This is a genomic window from Pseudomonas sp. Bout1 (assembly GCF_034314165.1).
Classification (GTDB): Bacteria; Pseudomonadota; Gammaproteobacteria; order Pseudomonadales; family Pseudomonadaceae; genus Aquipseudomonas.
Window position 1 is genome coordinate 4,930,545 of sequence record NZ_JAVIWK010000001.1, and the last position, 16,829, is coordinate 4,947,373.

17 protein-coding genes are annotated in these 16,829 nt (G+C 61.4%); 12 read left to right on the top strand and 5 right to left on the bottom strand.

Annotation, left to right across the window (positions count from 1 at the left end):
• Positions 1–57 precede the first annotated feature (57 nt).
• From RGV33_RS22730 to RGV33_RS22760, 7 genes are all read left to right on the top strand, one after another.
• Positions 58–858: an SDR family oxidoreductase gene (locus tag RGV33_RS22730; RefSeq protein ID WP_322146240.1), complete on the top strand. Its 801-nt coding sequence runs from the start codon at positions 58–60 to the stop codon at positions 856–858.
• A complete protein-coding gene (locus RGV33_RS22735) occupies positions 851–2,677 on the top strand; it encodes a glycoside hydrolase family 15 protein (RefSeq protein ID WP_322146241.1) in 1,827 nt (608 codons plus the stop codon). The genes RGV33_RS22730 and RGV33_RS22735 overlap by 8 nt, the downstream gene beginning before the upstream one ends.
• 198 nt (positions 2,678–2,875) lie before the next feature.
• Positions 2,876–3,337, top strand: coding sequence for a cysteine hydrolase family protein (locus tag RGV33_RS22740; RefSeq protein WP_322146242.1), 462 nt, complete (start codon positions 2,876–2,878; stop codon positions 3,335–3,337).
• Positions 3,338–3,459: 122 nt separating this feature from the next.
• Positions 3,460–3,849 carry a hypothetical protein gene (locus tag RGV33_RS22745; RefSeq protein ID WP_322146243.1) on the top strand — a complete coding sequence of 130 codons (390 nt, stop codon included), beginning with the start codon at positions 3,460–3,462 and terminating at the stop codon, positions 3,847–3,849.
• A gap of 13 nt (positions 3,850–3,862) precedes the next feature.
• The gene (locus RGV33_RS22750) at positions 3,863–4,495 is read left to right on the top strand and encodes a BRCT domain-containing protein (RefSeq protein ID WP_322146244.1); all 633 of its coding nucleotides are present in this window, start codon (positions 3,863–3,865) and stop codon (positions 4,493–4,495) included.
• On the top strand, positions 4,492–4,887 hold the full coding sequence (locus RGV33_RS22755) for a VOC family protein (protein ID WP_322146245.1): 396 nt from the start codon (positions 4,492–4,494) through the stop codon (positions 4,885–4,887). The genes RGV33_RS22750 and RGV33_RS22755 overlap by 4 nt, the downstream gene beginning before the upstream one ends.
• Positions 4,888–4,936: 49 nt before the next feature.
• The gene (locus RGV33_RS22760) at positions 4,937–5,845 is read left to right on the top strand and encodes an alpha/beta hydrolase (protein ID WP_322146246.1); all 909 of its coding nucleotides are present in this window, start codon (positions 4,937–4,939) and stop codon (positions 5,843–5,845) included.
• On the opposite strand, the gene RGV33_RS22765 is transcribed toward RGV33_RS22760, so the two are convergent.
• From RGV33_RS22765 to RGV33_RS22775, 3 genes are all read right to left on the bottom strand, one after another.
• Entirely contained in the window at positions 5,823–7,994 is a 2,172-nt protein-coding gene (locus RGV33_RS22765) for an ATP-binding protein (protein ID WP_322146247.1), read from the bottom strand. The genes RGV33_RS22760 and RGV33_RS22765 overlap by 23 nt on opposite strands.
• The gene (locus RGV33_RS22770) at positions 7,991–8,578 is read right to left on the bottom strand and encodes a biliverdin-producing heme oxygenase (protein WP_322146248.1); all 588 of its coding nucleotides are present in this window, start codon (positions 8,576–8,578) and stop codon (positions 7,991–7,993) included. The genes RGV33_RS22765 and RGV33_RS22770 overlap by 4 nt, the downstream gene beginning before the upstream one ends.
• Positions 8,579–8,692: 114 nt before the next feature.
• On the bottom strand, positions 8,693–9,676 hold the full coding sequence (locus tag RGV33_RS22775; protein WP_322146249.1) for a GlxA family transcriptional regulator: 984 nt from the start codon (positions 9,674–9,676) through the stop codon (positions 8,693–8,695).
• Positions 9,677–9,767: 91 nt separating this feature from the next.
• Between RGV33_RS22775 and inhA the strand changes: the two genes are divergently transcribed.
• Positions 9,768–10,448, top strand: coding sequence for an isonitrile hydratase (inhA, locus tag RGV33_RS22780; RefSeq protein WP_322146250.1), 681 nt, complete (start codon positions 9,768–9,770; stop codon positions 10,446–10,448).
• On the opposite strand, the gene RGV33_RS22785 is transcribed toward inhA, so the two are convergent.
• Positions 10,445–10,786 carry an antibiotic biosynthesis monooxygenase family protein gene (locus tag RGV33_RS22785; RefSeq protein WP_177048732.1) on the bottom strand — a complete coding sequence of 114 codons (342 nt, stop codon included), beginning with the start codon at positions 10,784–10,786 and terminating at the stop codon, positions 10,445–10,447. The genes inhA and RGV33_RS22785 overlap by 4 nt on opposite strands.
• Before the next feature lie 27 nt (positions 10,787–10,813).
• On the bottom strand, positions 10,814–11,443 hold the full coding sequence (locus RGV33_RS22790; protein WP_322146251.1) for a LysE family translocator: 630 nt from the start codon (positions 11,441–11,443) through the stop codon (positions 10,814–10,816).
• A gap of 94 nt (positions 11,444–11,537) precedes the next feature.
• Here RGV33_RS22790 and RGV33_RS22795 point away from each other — a divergent pair, with 94 nt between their 5' ends.
• From RGV33_RS22795 to RGV33_RS22810, 4 genes are all read left to right on the top strand, one after another.
• Positions 11,538–12,863, top strand: coding sequence for a PLP-dependent aminotransferase family protein (locus RGV33_RS22795; protein WP_322146252.1), 1,326 nt, complete (start codon positions 11,538–11,540; stop codon positions 12,861–12,863).
• A 304-nt stretch (positions 12,864–13,167) separates the two neighbouring features.
• Positions 13,168–13,470 (top strand): DUF6124 family protein, encoded by a 303-nt coding sequence (locus RGV33_RS22800; protein WP_322146253.1) that lies wholly within the window; start codon positions 13,168–13,170, stop codon positions 13,468–13,470.
• A gap of 459 nt (positions 13,471–13,929) precedes the next feature.
• Complete coding sequence (locus RGV33_RS22805) at positions 13,930–15,369, top strand: undecaprenyl-phosphate glucose phosphotransferase (RefSeq protein ID WP_322146254.1); 1,440 nt, start codon at positions 13,930–13,932, stop codon at positions 15,367–15,369.
• A complete protein-coding gene (locus RGV33_RS22810; RefSeq protein WP_322146255.1) occupies positions 15,369–16,829 on the top strand; it encodes a mannose-1-phosphate guanylyltransferase/mannose-6-phosphate isomerase in 1,461 nt (486 codons plus the stop codon). The genes RGV33_RS22805 and RGV33_RS22810 overlap by 1 nt, the downstream gene beginning before the upstream one ends.

Here is a 16,829-nt window from a genome sequence, read left to right on the forward strand (position 1 = left end):
TTGTGGCCCACGCCATCAGTCAGCTAATTGGGCTCTTTGAGAAAGGTTGGGTGGGCAATGCGCATTTCGTTGGAGCAACAAGTAGCGCTGGTCACCGGCGCCAGTTCCGGGATCGGTGCAGGGGCTGCCAAGGCCTTGGCCGAGGCCGGCGCCGCCGTGGTGCTGAACTACAACGCCCAGGCGGCGCCGGCACAAGCGTTGGCGGCACAGATCAATGCCAACGGCGGCCGGGCGATCGCGATTGGCGCCGACGTGTCGAAAGAAGCCGATGTCGAGCGGCTGTTTGCACAAACCCTGGAGGCGTTTGGGCACCTGGACATCCTGGTGGCAAACTCGGGCATGCAAAAAGACGCCGCCGCCGTCGACATGACCCTTGAGGACTGGAACGCGGTAATCGGCGTCAACCTCACCGGCCAGTTCCTCTGCGCCCGCGCCGCGTTGCGCATCTTCAATCGCCAGGGCATTCGCGAAGGGGTGTCCCGGGCCGCCGGCAAGATCATTCACATGAGCTCGGTGCATCAGCTGATCCCCTGGGCCGGGCATGTGAATTACGCCGCATCCAAGGGCGGCGTCGAGATGCTGATGCGCACCCTCGCCCAGGAAGTCAGCCAGCAGCGCATCCGTATCAACGGCGTTGCGCCAGGCGCGATTCGCACTGCCATCAACCGCGCCGCCACCGAAGGCGCGGCCGAGGTGGAGCTACTCAAGTTGATTCCCTATGGCCGCGTGGGCGACGTCGAAGACGTGGCCAATGCGGTGGTGTGGCTGGCCAGTGATGCCTCCGACTACGTGGTGGGCAGCACGCTGTTTATTGATGGCGGCATGAGCCTTTATCCGGAGTTTCGCGGCAATGGTTGATCTGAAAAACGAACCACAAAGTGCCATCGACGCCCACGGCATCATTGGCGACATGCGCAGTGCGGCGCTGGTGAACGACAAAGGCAGCATCGATTTTTTCTGCTGGCCGGAGTTCGACAGCCCGTCGATTTTTTGCTCGCTGCTGGACTCCCCAGCGGCCGGGATATTCCAGCTCACGCCGGACCTGCCCGACGCCCGCCGAGAGCAGATCTACCTGCCCGACACCAACGTGCTGCAAACCCGCTGGTTGAGCAACGAGGCGGTGGTGGAAGTCACCGACTTTTTGACCATCAGTGAAAACGTCGACGACCTGCCCCTGCTGATTCGCCGGGTGCGGGTGGTCAGCGGCAAAGCCACCTTCCATATGCGCTGCGCCGTGCGCCATGACTACGCCCGTGCCCCTACCCGCGCCACGCTGGATGACGCTGACGTGTGCTTTGAAGCGGCTGGCCAACCGGGCCTGCGCCTGATCGGCAGCCACGCCATGCAACTGGACGGCGATGCCGCCGTCGCCACCTTCGACCTGGGCCTGGAAGAAGGTGCCGAATTTGTCCTGGGTGGGGCGGACGACCCCCGCGTAAAAAACGAGGGCAGCGACCTGTACCTGGACCGCACCCTGAAATTCTGGCGCGGCTGGATCGCCCAGTCCAACTACCGTGGGCGCTGGCGCGAAATGGTCAACCGCTCGGCCCTTGCCCTTAAGCTTCTGACCTCGCGAAAACACGGCGCAATCGTCGCCGCCGCAACGTTCGGCCTGCCGGAAACACCCGGCGGCGAGCGCAACTGGGACTACCGCTACACCTGGATCCGCGATGCCTCATTTACCGTCTACGCCTTTATGCGCCTGGGGTTTATCGAGGAAGCCAACGGCTACATGCGCTGGTTGAAAGGCCGCGTCGGTGACTGCTGCGACCAGCCGATGAAAATCAATATTCTGTATGGTATCGACGGTCGCCAGGAGCTTCCGGAAACCGAACTGACCCACCTCAGCGGCCATGGCGGCGCGCAACCTGTGCGCATCGGCAACGAGGCTTACAACCAGCTGCAACTGGATATCTATGGCGAGCTGATGGACGCGGTGTACCTGGTCAACAAATACGGCGAAGCCATCTCCCACGAGGGCTGGAGACACACCGTGGAAGTGGCCGACCAGGTCTGCGAAACCTGGAACCACAAAGACGTCGGCATCTGGGAAATGCGCGGCGAGCAGCATCACTTCCTGCATTCACGGCTGATGTGCTGGGTGGCCCTGGACCGGGCGATTCGACTGGCGTCCAAGCGTTCGCTGCCGGCGCCGTTTGCCCGCTGGGACCAGACCCGCCAGGCGATCTACGCAGACATCTGGAGCAACTTCTGGAACGAAGAGCGCGGGCATTTTGTGCAGTATATCGGCAGCACGGCGCTGGACGGTTCGATGCTGTTGATGCCGCTGGTGCGCTTCGTCGCGGCGACGGATCCGCGTTGGTTATCGACCCTGGAAGCGATCCAGAAAAGCCTGGTGCGTGACGGCATGGTGTACCGCTACCGCAACGACGACAGCCAGATTGACGGCCTGCAAGGCACCGAAGGCGCGTTTGCGGCGTGTTCGTTCTGGTACGTGGAATGCCTGGCCCGGGCCGGGCAAGTGGAGAAGGCGCACCTGGAATTTGAACAGTTGCTGCGCTACGCCAATCCGCTGGGGTTGTATGCAGAGGAGTTTGATAACCAGGCACGGCACTTGGGCAATACGCCGCAAGCCTTGAGCCATTTGGCGCTGATCAGTGCGGCGACGTTTCTGGACCGCAAGTTGAGCGGGGAGAAAACGGTTTGGCAGCCGTAAGGCCGAGCACTCTCTGACCGCAAGTGAGTAACTCTGTGGGAGCTGGCTTGCCTGCGATGGCGGTGTTTCAGGCATTGATGCATGAGCTGATCCACCGCCATCGCAGGCAAGCCAGCTCCCACGAAGACCGCGCCAGACTTGGAGACGAAGTGTTCCCGATGCACAATGCGTGGCCCTTCGATCCCAGCCAGGATTCCAATGCGCCAGGTACTGCTGATCATTGATGTACAACCCTCCTTCTCCCCGCCCGGCTGGCTGGTGAACGGCATCAACGCCCTGCTGGGCCGCATGCCGTCAGTGGCCACCGTCGAGCGTCACGACGAAAGCATCACCCCCTTCGCCCGCCAACTCGGCTGGCAACCGGCGCCGGACGACGACAGCCTGATCGCCGCCGACCATGTCTTCATCAAACACGGCTACGCCCCGACGCCCGAGATCCTCAGCCACCTGAAAAGCCTCGCGCCAGAGCGGGTACTGGTGTGCGGCATCCAAACCGACACATGTGTATTGGCGGCCGGGTTTGCGTTGTTTGATGCGGGATTACAGCCCACGCTGATCAGCGATTTGACCGTGGGTTCGTCGCTGGACCGTTCGGGAAAACTGGGCGCGGATTTGTGGCGGCATCACTTCAAACACGTCATCACCCGCGCAGAGATTTGAGCCAGCCCCCAACCGTGGCGAGGGAGCTTGCTCCCTCGCCACAGGTTATTTGGCAAACATCACAAGATATGCCTATATCGGTCCCAACGTTTACAGCCCCCCTCAATATTCAAGGAAGGAATATGACCCAGCGCATACAACAAAGCATCGACACAGCCCCACGACCCAACCTGAGCTGGACCGAAATGTGGGAAAGCCACGACAAAGGCTTAATCAAATGCTGGGAAGTTGGCCGAGAACTGGCGAAAAAACGCCCCAACCTTTCCCAGGCTTGCCTGGCTGGCGAGCTACCGTCACTTGGGTGGAAAGGTGGTGTCAGCCGCAGCCTGAAAAAGCTCGAAAAATTCGGTTCATTCATCTATTTGGCACAGTGGCAAGGCCTTCGCGGGGAGAACCTTGACATCGATCCGACTGAGGAAACAGCGATGACCTGTTCACACACCCACATGATCGTGACCTTCACTCCAGACAAGACAAAGTATTTTAATCAGGCCACCGAAACCGAAGAGTAAGGAGCAAGGACGCATGACTGATCTTCATCAGGAATTCGAACGTAGTCACTTCTTCCACAAGGCGCGAATGGATCGACGCTCTGCCGACGCATTACTTGGCGTCACCGCCGGATTGGTCGCCGACGGGAACATCAATCAGTTGGAAGCCGAGTTTCTTAAGCACTGGATAGAAACCCACCTGCTCCAACTGGAGGATCCGGTGGTAAACATTCTTTATCAGCGCCTTGCCAGCATGCTGATTGACGGCGTTCTGGACGCGGAAGAATCCGCAGAACTGTTAGAAATGCTGCATCAGTTTTCCGGCGTCTCGGTGGGATCACCTCAACGCCCCTCGGCTGTCACCAGCCTTGCGCTGAACCATCCGGCGCCGACTCTGGAGTGGCAGGACCGGACCTTTTTGTTTACCGGTGTCATGGCGTATGGGCCCCGCAAGGAATGTGAGTCGCTGGTCGTCGAACGCGGCGGCCTTATCGGCAACTCGGTCAGCAAGAAGGTTCATTTCCTCGTGGTCGGGAGTGTTGGCAACGAACAGTGGCTGCATAGCTCATATGGCACGAAGATCAAAAAAGCCGTCGAGCTGAGAAATAGCGGCATTCCGATCGCGATCATCAGTGAAACCCATTGGCAGCAGGTACTGTTCGGTTGACTCCCATCATCTCCATCCTGATTCACGTCCCTGACTGGCGCACTGCCACCGATTGGTATGCCAAGGCCTTTCCTGGAGCTATCCGCGTCTACCACGTGCCCGATGACTTCGGTCATCTGGACGTAGACGGCGTGGCTATTGAAATCGTGAATGCCGACAACAAGGTCGCGAGCGGCGCGGCTGGGTCGGTGGTGTATTGGCGGGTGGCGGACCTGTCTCAGGAGGTTCAGCGCCTGGTCGCTTTGGGCGCCACGCTGTATCGCGGCCCGATGGCAATCGAGGGCGGCGAGTGGATGTGCCAAGTGCGCGACCCATGGGGCAATTGCATCGGCTTGCGCCAGGCCGGTCTAGACAAGTCAAGCAATTGCAGCCTTTCAGACGACGTTCAGTAATCGGTCTGGTCTACAGTTCCATCACTTCCTCTGCACCACCGGAGCCTCCATGCCCACCCTTCACGTTCGCACACCGATGCTCGATATCGCCTACGAAGCCCATGGCCCGGAAGGCGGCGAAGTGGTCATCCTGCTGCACGGTTTCCCCTACGACCCTCGCGGCTATGACGAGATTGCCCCGGTGGTCGCCGAGCGCGGTTACCGGGTGCTGGTGCCGTACCTGCGCGGTTATGGCCCGACACGGTTTATCAATGCCCAGGTGATGCGCTCCGGCCAACAGGCGGCGCTGGCCAGGGATTTGCTGGATTTCATGGATGCCCTGTTCATCGAAAAGGCCACGCTGGTGGGCTATGACTGGGGCGGACGCGCCGCCTGTATCGTCGCAGCCCTGTGGCCTGAGCGGGTGCGCGGCCTGGTCACGGGCGATGGCTACAACATTCAGGATATTGCGGCGTCTACCCGGCCTCGGGCGCCGGAAACAGAGTATCGGCTGTGGTACCAGTTTTACCTTCACACCCAACGCGGCATCGACGGGCTGACCGCCAACCGGCGTGAGTTCTGCCAGTTGCTGTGGGCACTGTGGTCGCCGTCCTGGGCCGAGGGGCCGAGCCTGTATGGTAAAACCGCGCCCTCGTTTGATAACCCGGACTTTGTCGAGGTGGTGGTCCACTCCTACCGTCACCGCTTCATGTACGCACCGGGTGACCCGGCACTGGAAAGCATCGAGCAGGCACTGGTGCAGCCGCCGCCGATTTCGGTGCCGAGCATCTCGTTGTGCGGCGCCGATGACGGTGTGGGCCCAGCCCCGGTGGAAGATGATGACCTGGAAAATTTCAGCGGTTTCTATCGGCGTGAGGTGTTGGCCGGTGTGGGCCACAACATCCCCCAGGAAGCGCCCCACGCCACCCTTGAGGCGATCTTCGAACTGCTGGGCCTCAACCCCCAGCCGGGATCCTGAAGCTGAATACGCTGCCCTGCCCCGCCACGCTTTCAGCCCACAGGGTGCCGCCGTGGGCTTCGATGATGCCGTGGGAGATGTACAACCCCAGCCCACTGCCGGTGGGGTTGCCCTCGCGGGAGGTCCAGTAGCGATCGAAGATGTGCGGCAGGTGAGACGGGGCAATGCCGATGCCGTTGTCGCACACCCGGAACAGCACTTCGTCCCCCGCCGCCTCGGCAATCACTTCGATCACACCACCCTTCGGGGTAAATTTGAGGGCATTGCCCAGCAGGTTGGAAAACACCTGGAACAATCGCTCCGGGTCGGCCTGCACACACAGCCCAGGGGCGGCGCGCCAGGTCAGCCCGACACCCTTGTCTGCCGCCAGCGGCTGCCACATCGAGCAGATCTGCTCCTGAGTCGCCGCCACATCGAGCAGTTGCAGCGAGACGCTGTAGCGCCCGGCCTCGATGCGCGAGATATCGAGCAAGTCTTCCAGCAACGTGTTCATGCGTGAGGTGGCGTTTTGCATGGTTTCAATTGCGCAGGCAAGGCGCCGATTGGCCTTGTTGTCTTCAGCGGGCACCATGCTGCGCATCATGCCGCACTGCATCAGCAGGATAGTCAGCGGGCTGCGCAGGTCATGGGAGACCACGGCCACCAGTTCATCGCGCGCCCGCACAGCCTCATGTTCACGCATGACCTGGCGTGCCAGGTCATGCTCAAGCGCGTTGCGCCGCAGGCTCTCCACCGCCTGTAGCTCCGACAGCGACCAATACAGCGCCTTGCCGTCGACCTGCTGTTTCCATAGTTCAAACGACAGGCGCGGGCTCAAGGTCGCGGTGCCGGGTTCCCGATGCTTGACCGGCTGGCCGCTCCACTCCACCGTAGACTTGACCTGCGGGCGAAACCACATCACCGCGTTGTCCACCGGCTTTGGCAGGCAAAAGGCCAACAGGCCGCTGGCATGGGCCTGATAGGCCGCCGCCGGTGCGAAATCCACCGACAGTTGATGGCTGTGCACCACGCCTTTGCCCTGAGCGCGTACCCACTGGTACAGCGCGTGGATTTCAGCGCGGGTGGGGCAGATGCCAAACACATGCAGGCGCTCTTGCACCAGAATCGCCAAGCCACCGGCACTGGTCAGGGCCAGTAACGACTGCGCATGGGGCAGCAGGCTTTCCATCACATCGTGTTGGTCCGTCGCCATGGCCGTGACCAACGTCTCGATCATCGTGGCTTTGTCCTGCTGTTGGCGGCGCTCCTGTTGCTCCTGGAGCAAGGTGATCTGCATCGACAATAGCTGGCCAATGCTGGTACACGATGTGCGCAGCTCATGGGACACGCGCAACGGCTCGCGGTGGCCACAGGTGATAAGGCCCCAGAGTTGGTCGTCCTTGAGCAGTGAAATGCTCATGGAGGAACGCACGCCCATGTTCTTCAGATAATGGCAATGCACCGGCGACACACTGCGCAGCACGGCGAAGCTGAGGTCCAGCGGCGCTCCGTTGTCGGGGCGCAGGGCCGGCAGGATCGGCACCGGTTGGTACTCGGCATCGGGAATCACCCGCACCCAGTTCAGGCGGTACAACTCGCGGGCCTGGGGCGGGATGTCCGAGGCGGGGAAACACAGGCCCAGGTAGGGTTGCATGCCGTCGCTGAGGGCTTCGCCGATGACCTTGCCGTGGCCTTCCTGTTCGAAGCGGTACAGCGTGACCCGGTCGTAACCTGTGAGGGTACGAATTTCGGTGACGCACGTCTGGTACAACGCATCGAGCGTCTTGGCCGACTGCAGGCGACGCAACGCACGGGCCGTCTGTTGCCCTGTGGCGTGCCGGGCCGCAGTGGAGGGTTCCAGCTCCAGAAACAACAGCCCTTGATGGCGGTGGAGCAGGATGTCGTAGGTGACGCCATCGAGTACCAACTGATGGGGCTCATCTTCATCGGCGTCCAGGTCTGCCAGGGCCAGTCTCACCTGCGCCAGTGCTTTGTCGCCGAGAACGCTGGCCAGTGCGGGGCCCGACGCCACATTGAAGTTGCTGCTGGCCTGCTGGATCTGCAGCGCCGGCTCGCTCAACGTCAACAGCACGCCGTGAGGCTGGATCGAACCGGGAATGTGGATGGGTTCGTTGGCGCAATCGTCTATCAGCGTATCGACCGTGCTCATCGCAGCACCCCACAGCGGGCCAGCCACTGCTCGAAACACAGAAAGGTCGACTGCGCGACGTCAACGGCCTCCAGGCGTTCAGCAGGGGTTTGCAGTTGGTAGAGGCTATCAAGAAAGCGCTGCCACAGTGCGCTGGTCTCGGTGCCGTAGACATTCATGAAGGCGCCACCATTCGTGGAACCTACGCCAATCTTGATCTCGATCAGGTTGCGCAACACCTGGCCGCCGAGGGTGGCGCCTTCCAGCACATAGAGTGCGCCGAATGCTTGCGGCACGCTTTCGAAAGCAGGCAATTGCTGGCACAACGGCAACCCATCGACTTGCACCGGCTCAAGGCCCATGGCAACCAGGTCCGCGTGCAGGAAAGGGGTTTTGCCGCGCCGTGCCCATTCAAGGCCTGGGATACCCTCGGCCCACGGCGCCAGGGCGCGCTCCAGCGGTTGGTAGAAACCGTAATAAGCACTCATCAGCTCGCGATAGAGCGTCAGGTCCATTCGGGAAAAAGGCAGCCGGGTATCGAGGCGTCGATGCAGCGCAGCGGTTGCCGCGCGCAATTCGACAATGACAAGAGGAAGTGCATTCATGAGCTGTGCGTACGCCGGAAGGGTCGAAACCGCGACGTAGAGGCCTGGGATCAAGTCACTGCGCAAGGGGCTGTGGGTAACATAGCACCTTGATACAAAAGCGTACCTATTCGTTCAAACAGGTTCAGATTCAGGCGCGGGAGAAAACCGTTCGCGGTAAGCCTGGGGCGTGATCGATACCGCCCGCAGGAAGCTGCGGCGCATGGTTTCTTCACAGCCAAAACCACAGTGCACCGCGATGCGCTTGATCGAGACGCTGCTGTCGGCCAGTTGCCGGCGGGCGGTTTCCACGCGGATCAGTTCAACCGCCCGCGCCGGCGTCTGGCCGGTTTCGGCGCGGTAGTGGCGTACAAAACTGCGCTCGCTCATGCCCGCCTGGGCGGCCAGTGTGGCGATGTTCAAATCCAGGCTCAGGTGTTCGGCGATCCAGGCGTGCAACTCTGCAAAACGACTGCCGGCCTTTTGCAGGGACAACGTCACGCTGAACTGCGATTGCCCACCGGGGCGCTTGAGAAACACCACCAGGTGCCGCGCCACTTCCAGGGCCACGGTGCGGCCAAGGTCTTCTTCCACCAGCGCCAGGCACAAGTCGATACCGGCGGTCACTCCGGCAGAAGTCCACAGGTTGCCCTGCTGGATGAAAATCGGATTGGCCTCCACCGTCAGTTGTGGGTATTTGCGCGCCAGTTCTTCGCAGCGGGTCCAGTGGGTCACTACGCGGCAGCCGTCCAGCAAGCCGCTGGCCGCCAGCAGAAAAGCGCCGGTACACACTGAGGTCATGCGCCGCGACAGTGTGGCTTTCTGGCGAACCCAGTCCACCAGCGCCGGGTCTTCGGCGGCCCCGTACACGCCCCAGCCGCCGGCGATTACCAACGTGTCGCACGGCGCGTCGGCAGCCGGCAACGGCTCGGCCACCAATGCCAGGCCCGCCGAGGTCATCACCGGCTCTACCTGCGCGGCGATCACGCTGACCGCATAGGGCAGCGGCAAGCCCTGCTGGCGCGCCAGGTCATTGGCCGAGGCGAACACTTGCAGCGGCCCGGTGACGTCGAGCACCTGCACATTGGGGAACGCGAGCACATTGATGATTCTGGGCATGATTGGCGTAATTCGTGGGCTTAATGGCGTATACGCCAAAGCCTAGATGACTAGAGTGAAGCCGTCCATCCCTTTATCAGGCGCATTCCCCATGACCTTGCAGATTGGCTTTTTGTTGTTCCCAGGTATCCAGCAACTGGACCTCACCGGGCCTTATGACGTGTTGGGGTCGCTGCCGGATGTGCAGCTGCACCTGGTGTGGAAGGACTTGGCAGCGGTCACCTCCAGTACCGGGCTGGTGTTTACACCGAGCACCACCTTTGAGGAGTGCCCAAGGCTGGATGTGATCTGCGTGCCCGGAGGCTCAGGTGTCGGGGCGTTGATGGAGGATGAGCAAACGCTGGCGTTTCTCAAGGCCCAGGCGCAGACCGCGCGTTATATGACGTCGGTGTGCACCGGCTCCCTGGTGCTGGGCGCCGCGGGTTTGCTGCGCGGGCGTCGGGCGACCACTCACTGGGCCTACCACGACATGCTCGCCCCGCTTGGCGCGATCCCGGTGCAGGAGCGCGTGGTGCGTGACGGTAACCTGCTGACCGGTGGCGGGATTACCGCCGGGATCGATTTTGCCCTGACCCTGGCAGCCGAGCTGTACGGCGAGGCGGCGGCGCAGTTGGTGCAGTTGCAGATTGAATATGCCCCGGCCCCGCCGTTCAATGCAGGCCGGCCGGAAACCGCGCCGCAGCCTGTGTTGGAGGAAGCCCGCAAACGCACTGCCGAGTCGCGTAAGACGCGGGGCGAAATCGTGGCCCGGGCGGCGGCGCGGTTGGGTTAAGCGTTCGCGTGCCCGTGGCGGTCGGCGGGCACCAGATGCCCGATCGTGCCGTCGCCATACGCCCGTTCCACCTTGGAAATCACCACGTGATAACCGCCGTACCAGCGGCGGTACAGGCGCTTGGCTTCCAGGTGGGTCGGGTGGCTGGCAAAGGCGCGGATTGACGCTTCATCGCGCCAGTAATAACTGGCGTTGATCAACCCGCCATCCGCCGAGCGCCACGACTCGGCCCCCACATATCCCGGCAGCCTTGCCGCCAGTGCGTCGATCAAATCCGTGAGGCGCTGGAACTCGTCATCCCGTTCACCGGGCTTGTAGATAAAGGCTGCGATGTACATGGGTAACGTCCTTTTATAAGTGGTTTATCACGCTGGCCGAGACATCAGCGCCAACCGCACGGCCAGCACCATCAGCACGGTGGCTAGGCCCCATTTCTGTAAACCTGCGCTACCCGGTTTGCCGGCAAAAAACCGGCTCACCGCCCCGCCAAAAATCCCCAGCACGGCATGAAATACGCCGCTGATCAGCGTCAGGATGACCCCAAGTTGCACCAGTTGCAGCGCGATCGGCCCCGACTCAGGGCTGACGAATTGCGGCAGGAACACCATGAAAAACAGCAACGCCTTGGGGTTGAGCAAACTGTTGAGCATCGCCCGCACAAACACCCGGCCTAGGGGGACGCGGGTGACGTGGGCGGTGTCCAGGGCCGGTGTTTTTTGCAGGGTCTTGAACACCAGCCACAGCAGGTACAACACACCGGCATAGCGGATCAGGTCGAAGGCCGGCGGCCAGCTGGCGACCAGTGCGGTGACGCCGGTCGCGGTCAGGGCCGTGAGCAGCAGGTCCGCCACGCTGATGCCCAACCCCGACGCCACACCGCCACGCCAGCCATAGGTCACACCGTGGCTGATGACGAAGGCCATGTTTGGGCCCGGCGATAACAACAGCAGCAGGACTGCACCAGAGAAAACAGCCAGGGTTGCGAGGTCGATCATGCTCAAGCCATCCACCGGGAAAGCCTGTAGATTAATCAGCTCACCTGATACAAACAAAAAATTGATCTAGATACGCTTTGCACGGGAACGCGCCTTGGCTCAGGTCCGCTACAAACTGATCGTTGATGAACTGGCTACGCGGATTCGTGCCGGAAAATTGCCGCCGGGCACTCAGTTGCCGACCGTGCGCAACCTGATGAACAGCCATCGCATCGCCCTGGCCACCGCCTTGCGGGTGTACAGCGAACTGGAGGCCAGCGGCCTGGTGGTGGGTGAGCCGGGGCGTGGCACTTTTGTGCGCGACACCACGTTGCTGCGGGGCATGGGCCTGGTGCAACAGCCAATGCAACCGGGCACCGTGGACCTGAGCCTCAACTACCCTTCGCTGCCCGGCCAGGCCGAGATGCTGCGCGACGGTTTACGCGCCATCGCCGCCTCGGGCGACCTCGATGCGCTGCTGCATTCCGCCCCCCAGGGCGGCCGCGCCCATGAGCGACAGACCGCCGCACGGCACCTGCGCAATCGGCAGATTCGCGTGAGTGGCGAGCAAGTGCTGATCGTCAACGGTGCGCAACAAGGCCTCGCCGTCAGCCTGATGGCGCTGCTGCAACCGGGGGATGTGTTGGCGGTGGATGCGCTGACGTATCCCGGGCTGAAAACCCTGGCCCAGTCCCAGCGCATCGACCTGGAGCCGCTGCCGCAACCGGCCGGGCATACGGATCTGGATGCGCTGGAGGCCTTGTGCAAACGGCGCCCGGTGCGGGGGTTTTATTGCATGCCCACGTTGCACAATCCGCTGGGCACGGTGATGGGCGAAGCGGACCGGGAGCGCCTTGCAGCGTTGGCTGAGCGCTACGATTTTTTACTGATTGAGGACGGTGCCTATGCCTTTCTCGCTGAACCTGCGCCCAAGCCGTTGTTCACCTACGCGCCCTTGCGCACGGTGTATGTGTCTGGCCTTTCGAAGAGCGTGGCATCGGGGTTGCGGGTGGGGTTTATCGTGGCGCCCAAGGCGTGGGTGCCGGCGCTGGAGCAGGCGATTCGCGTCGCCACCTGGAGCACGCCGACGCTCACGGTCAACCTGGCGTGCCGCTGGATAGAATCCGGCGCGGTGGATGAGTTGGAAGAACAGAAGCGCCAGGATGCACGCCAACGTCAGGCGCTGGCCCGGGAGGTCTTGCAGGGTTGCGAGGTGATTGCGCATCCGGCGTCGTATTACCTGTGGCTGGTGTTGCCTGAGGGTTTGCGGGCGGATGCGGTGGTGGCTGCGCTTGAGGGCCAGGGTGTGCGTGTCACCAGTGCCGAGCCATTTGCCTGTACGGCGCATGTGCCGCATGCGTTACGGGTGGCACTGGGGTCGATTGATTTGGCGACGTTGAGATTAGCCTTGGGGAAAATTCGCGAGGCCATTCGGATATGAATAAAGGGCCAGCAGGGTAAATCCCTTTAATTTGCGGGACGTTTCCGAGACAATCTTTCGGCCTTGTGCCTGTTGGAACCGGTGGCTAGTCTTCGTCCCTTCACTGCTCATCAGTGAACGGGTTTAGTCGCCCGGTTCTGAAAAGGCGCATGGTCCCATCATGAGGTTTTATGGTGGCTGTGCGCAGGGCACCTTCGGGTGCGCCGGGTTTTTCCTTTTCGGCCGGTCGACTAACCTGCGTACAGCCGCCACCCTTCGTTTAGTCGCAAAGGGGTCGGCTCCGTAACCGAAAAGGAGCTACACCATGAGTAAGTCCGTCCCCGACCCACCCCTCGACCTGCTAAAAAACCGCGCCGCCTTCAATCGCGCCCTTGAACACTACCTGCCCTCCCAGGGCTTCCACACCGTGAACGAAGACCTGAGCTTCGAAGACTCCCTGCTCTACACCGCAAGCCTCCTGAGCAGCGCCTCGGCCACCGCGCTCGACTGCGGCGAACTGCTGCAAAGCCCCGAGCGCGCGAAATTATTGGCGGTGTGGCACCTGCTGGAAATTGCCAAGACCACGGTAGACCGCTCGATCGAGTGCCTGCACTTGCGCAAGGCTTGAAAGGTAACCACGAAGCCTAGTACCTCGCCGACGTGGTGAAGGATTCATCTCCTCACCACTCGTCGCTTGTCCCCCAAAACCCCCGCATTCCGCCTCCGTCAAAAAAAGGTTTTCCTCCATTGCAGGAAAATTCCCAAATTTGTTCCTACACTCCAAAACGCCAGCATTTTGTTCTCGAAGAACCCGAGAATCCGACCAAGACAGTCAACAAACTGTCACGCAGAACAGTACCCGAAGTGTCTAGGACGCCACTCTTAAAAAAATGTCAAAACCTTGACGAACAAGAAAATCGGAACCATCATTTAGCCAGTACCCCGCAAATTCCCTGCAAATAGATAGGTAATTGCGTATTACCCAGCGAAGTAAGCCGTTCGTCTGGCGCCACTTATAAAGCAAGCCCTGCCTTTATGGATGAGCAGCCGAACACGGACGCCCTGGTGTGCAATGAGGGATGTTTTTATGCGTGAGAAGTCGTCAGTCGACAGCCTGTTTTTGACCCGGGCCGGCTTTATTGAGTTTTTTGTTGTTTTCGTAAAATTGATGCACGGCCTCACCGCCGTTTTACCGGCACTGATCCTGCTATTTTACCCAGACCCCATGGCGCCTGAACTGCGCGCCCACTTTCTCGGCTTGCTGCTGTTCTTCGCGATCCTGACGATTATCCTGTTCCAGGCCATGGGGGTGTACTCCGAGGAGTTGTTCAGCAACCGCCTGCGGTTTCGCACCATGCTGGTGGCCTGGTCCTCGGCCTTTTGCATCTTGCTGTTCATGTACCAGATCCTGCTGATGTTCCCGCAGTTGAGCCCACGCAACCTGGCGTTCTGGTTTATCACCAGCCTCGCGTTTTTCGGGCTGGAACGGATGGTGATGCTGCGCTTGTTCCGCAACCTGATGATGAACGGCAAATACCTGCAACGCACGGTGATACTCGGCTTCACCGACACCGCCGTGCACGTGGCTGACCACTTGCAACGCAATGGCGATATCCGCTCCGGCCTGATCGGTTTTATCGACGACCGCACCGAACGCATCCCCAAGGAATTGAGCAACCTGCCGCTGCTGGGCAATACCCGCGACCTGGAAAAACTGATCCGCTCCGAGCAGGTCAACCAGGTGATGATCACCCTGCCCTGGGCCGCCGAACAGCGCATCAACGGCTTGGTGAAGCGCCTGCGCCAAATGTCCGTCAACGTGATGCTGGTACCCGACATGGCCGCCTTGCGCTATGGCCACAGCCGCATCACCGATGTGGGCGGCATCCTGATGTTCAACACCTCCCATGTGCCGCTGCGGGGCTGGTCGCCGTTTATCAAGCGCTGCGAAGACCTGATCCTGGCGGCCCTTGGCCTGGTGGCGTTGTCGCCGATCATGTTGATCACGGCGATCGTCATCAAGCTCGACTCCAAAGGCCCGGTGCTGTTTCGCCAAAACCGCTTTGGCTACAACGACAACGTGATCCGGGTGTTCAAGTTTCGCTCGATGTACACCGAGATGAGCGACTTCAACGCCGACCGCCAAACCACCCGCGGCGACCCGCGCATCACCCGCGTGGGCCGGTTTATTCGCAAGACCAGCATTGATGAGTTGCCGCAGTTGTTCAACGTGCTGCTGGGCAATATGTCGATGGTCGGCCCGCGCCCACACGCCACTGCCACCAAGGCTGCCGGGGTGCCCTACGAAGTGGCCGTGAGCGAGTACAGCTCGCGGCACCGGGTGAAACCGGGCATCACGGGCTGGGCGCAAATCAACGGCTATCGTGGTGAGACCGACACCCTGTTCAAGATTCAGAAACGCGTCGAGTACGACCTGGAGTACATCTCGAAGTGGTCGGTGTGGTTCGATTTGTACATCGTTTTCATGACGGTCCCGGCCGTCCTTTCGACCAAGGAAGTCTATTGATGAACACCCTCAACGGCTTGATTCCCTGCATCATTTCCGGTGGCTCGGGTACTCGCCTGTGGCCGGTGTCGCGCCAGAACATGCCCAAGCCCTTCATGCGCATGCGTGATGGCCAAAGCCTGCTGCAAAAGACCTTCCTGCGGGCCAGTCATTTGCCGGGGGTGGAAAGCGTGTTGACGGTGACCAACCGCGACCTGCTGTTTCGCACACTTGACGACTACCGCGTGGTCAACAAGGCCCACCTGGCTCTGGACCTGTTGCTGGAGCCATTCGGTCGAAACACCGCCGCCGCCATCGCCGTGGCCGCCCTGCATGTGCAGGAGAGTTTCGGCAGCGAGGCGCAGTTGCTGATCCTGCCCGCCGACCATTTGATCCTTGATGAAAGCGCCTTTGCCGACGCCGTCACGCAAGCCCGTGACCTGGCGGAGGCCGGCTACCTGGTGACCTTCGGCATTCAGCCCGACCACCCGGAAACCGGCTTCGGCTACATCGAACAAGGCGAGGCACTGGGCCAGGGTTTCCGGGTCAAGCGCTTCGTCGAGAAGCCTGACCTCGCCACCGCCCAGGGTTACCTGGACGGCGGCAAACACCTGTGGAATGCCGGGATGTTCTGCTTCAAGGCCAGCACGCTGCTTGAGGAACTGGCGCTGCACGCCCCCGCCGTACTCGACGCCGCCAAGGCTGCCCTCGACCACGGCCACAGCCTGAATAACAACCACTGCCGCCAGCGTGAACTGAACGCCGAAGGGTTCGGTGCTGCGCCGGACATCTCGATCGACGTGGCGCTGATGGAAAAATCCACCCAAGTGGCCGTGGTGCCCTGCGACATCGGCTGGAGTGACATCGGTTCGTGGGACGCGCTGCGCCAGCTCACGCCCAGCGACGCCAACGGCAACCAGGTCAATGGCGAAGCGATCCTGCACGACGTGCACAACTGCTACATCGACTCGCCCAAGCGCGTGTTGGGCGCGGTGGGCGTGAGCGACCTGATCATCGTCGACACCCCGGACGCGATCCTGATCGCCGACGCCCGCCGCAGCCAGGATGTGCGTTATATCGTCGCCGAGCTCAAGCGCCAGGACCATCCGGCATTCAGCCTGCACCGCACCGTGACCCGGCCGTGGGGCACCTACACCGTGCTGGAAGAAAGCAGCCGCTTCAAGATCAAGCGCATCGTGGTCAAGCCCCAGGCTTCGCTGTCACTGCAAATGCACCATCACCGCAGCGAACACTGGGTGGTGGTCAGCGGTGCGGCGATGATTACCAACGGCGACCGTGAGTTCCTGATCAACGCCAACGAATCCACCTACATTCCGGCCGGGCACAAGCACCGCCTGACCAACCCCGGCATCATCGACCTGGTGATGATCGAGGTGCAGAGCGGCGAGTACCTGGGGGAAGACGACATTGTGCGCTTTGACGATATCTACGGGCGTGCGCCCGCAGAAGTGAAGCCCTGA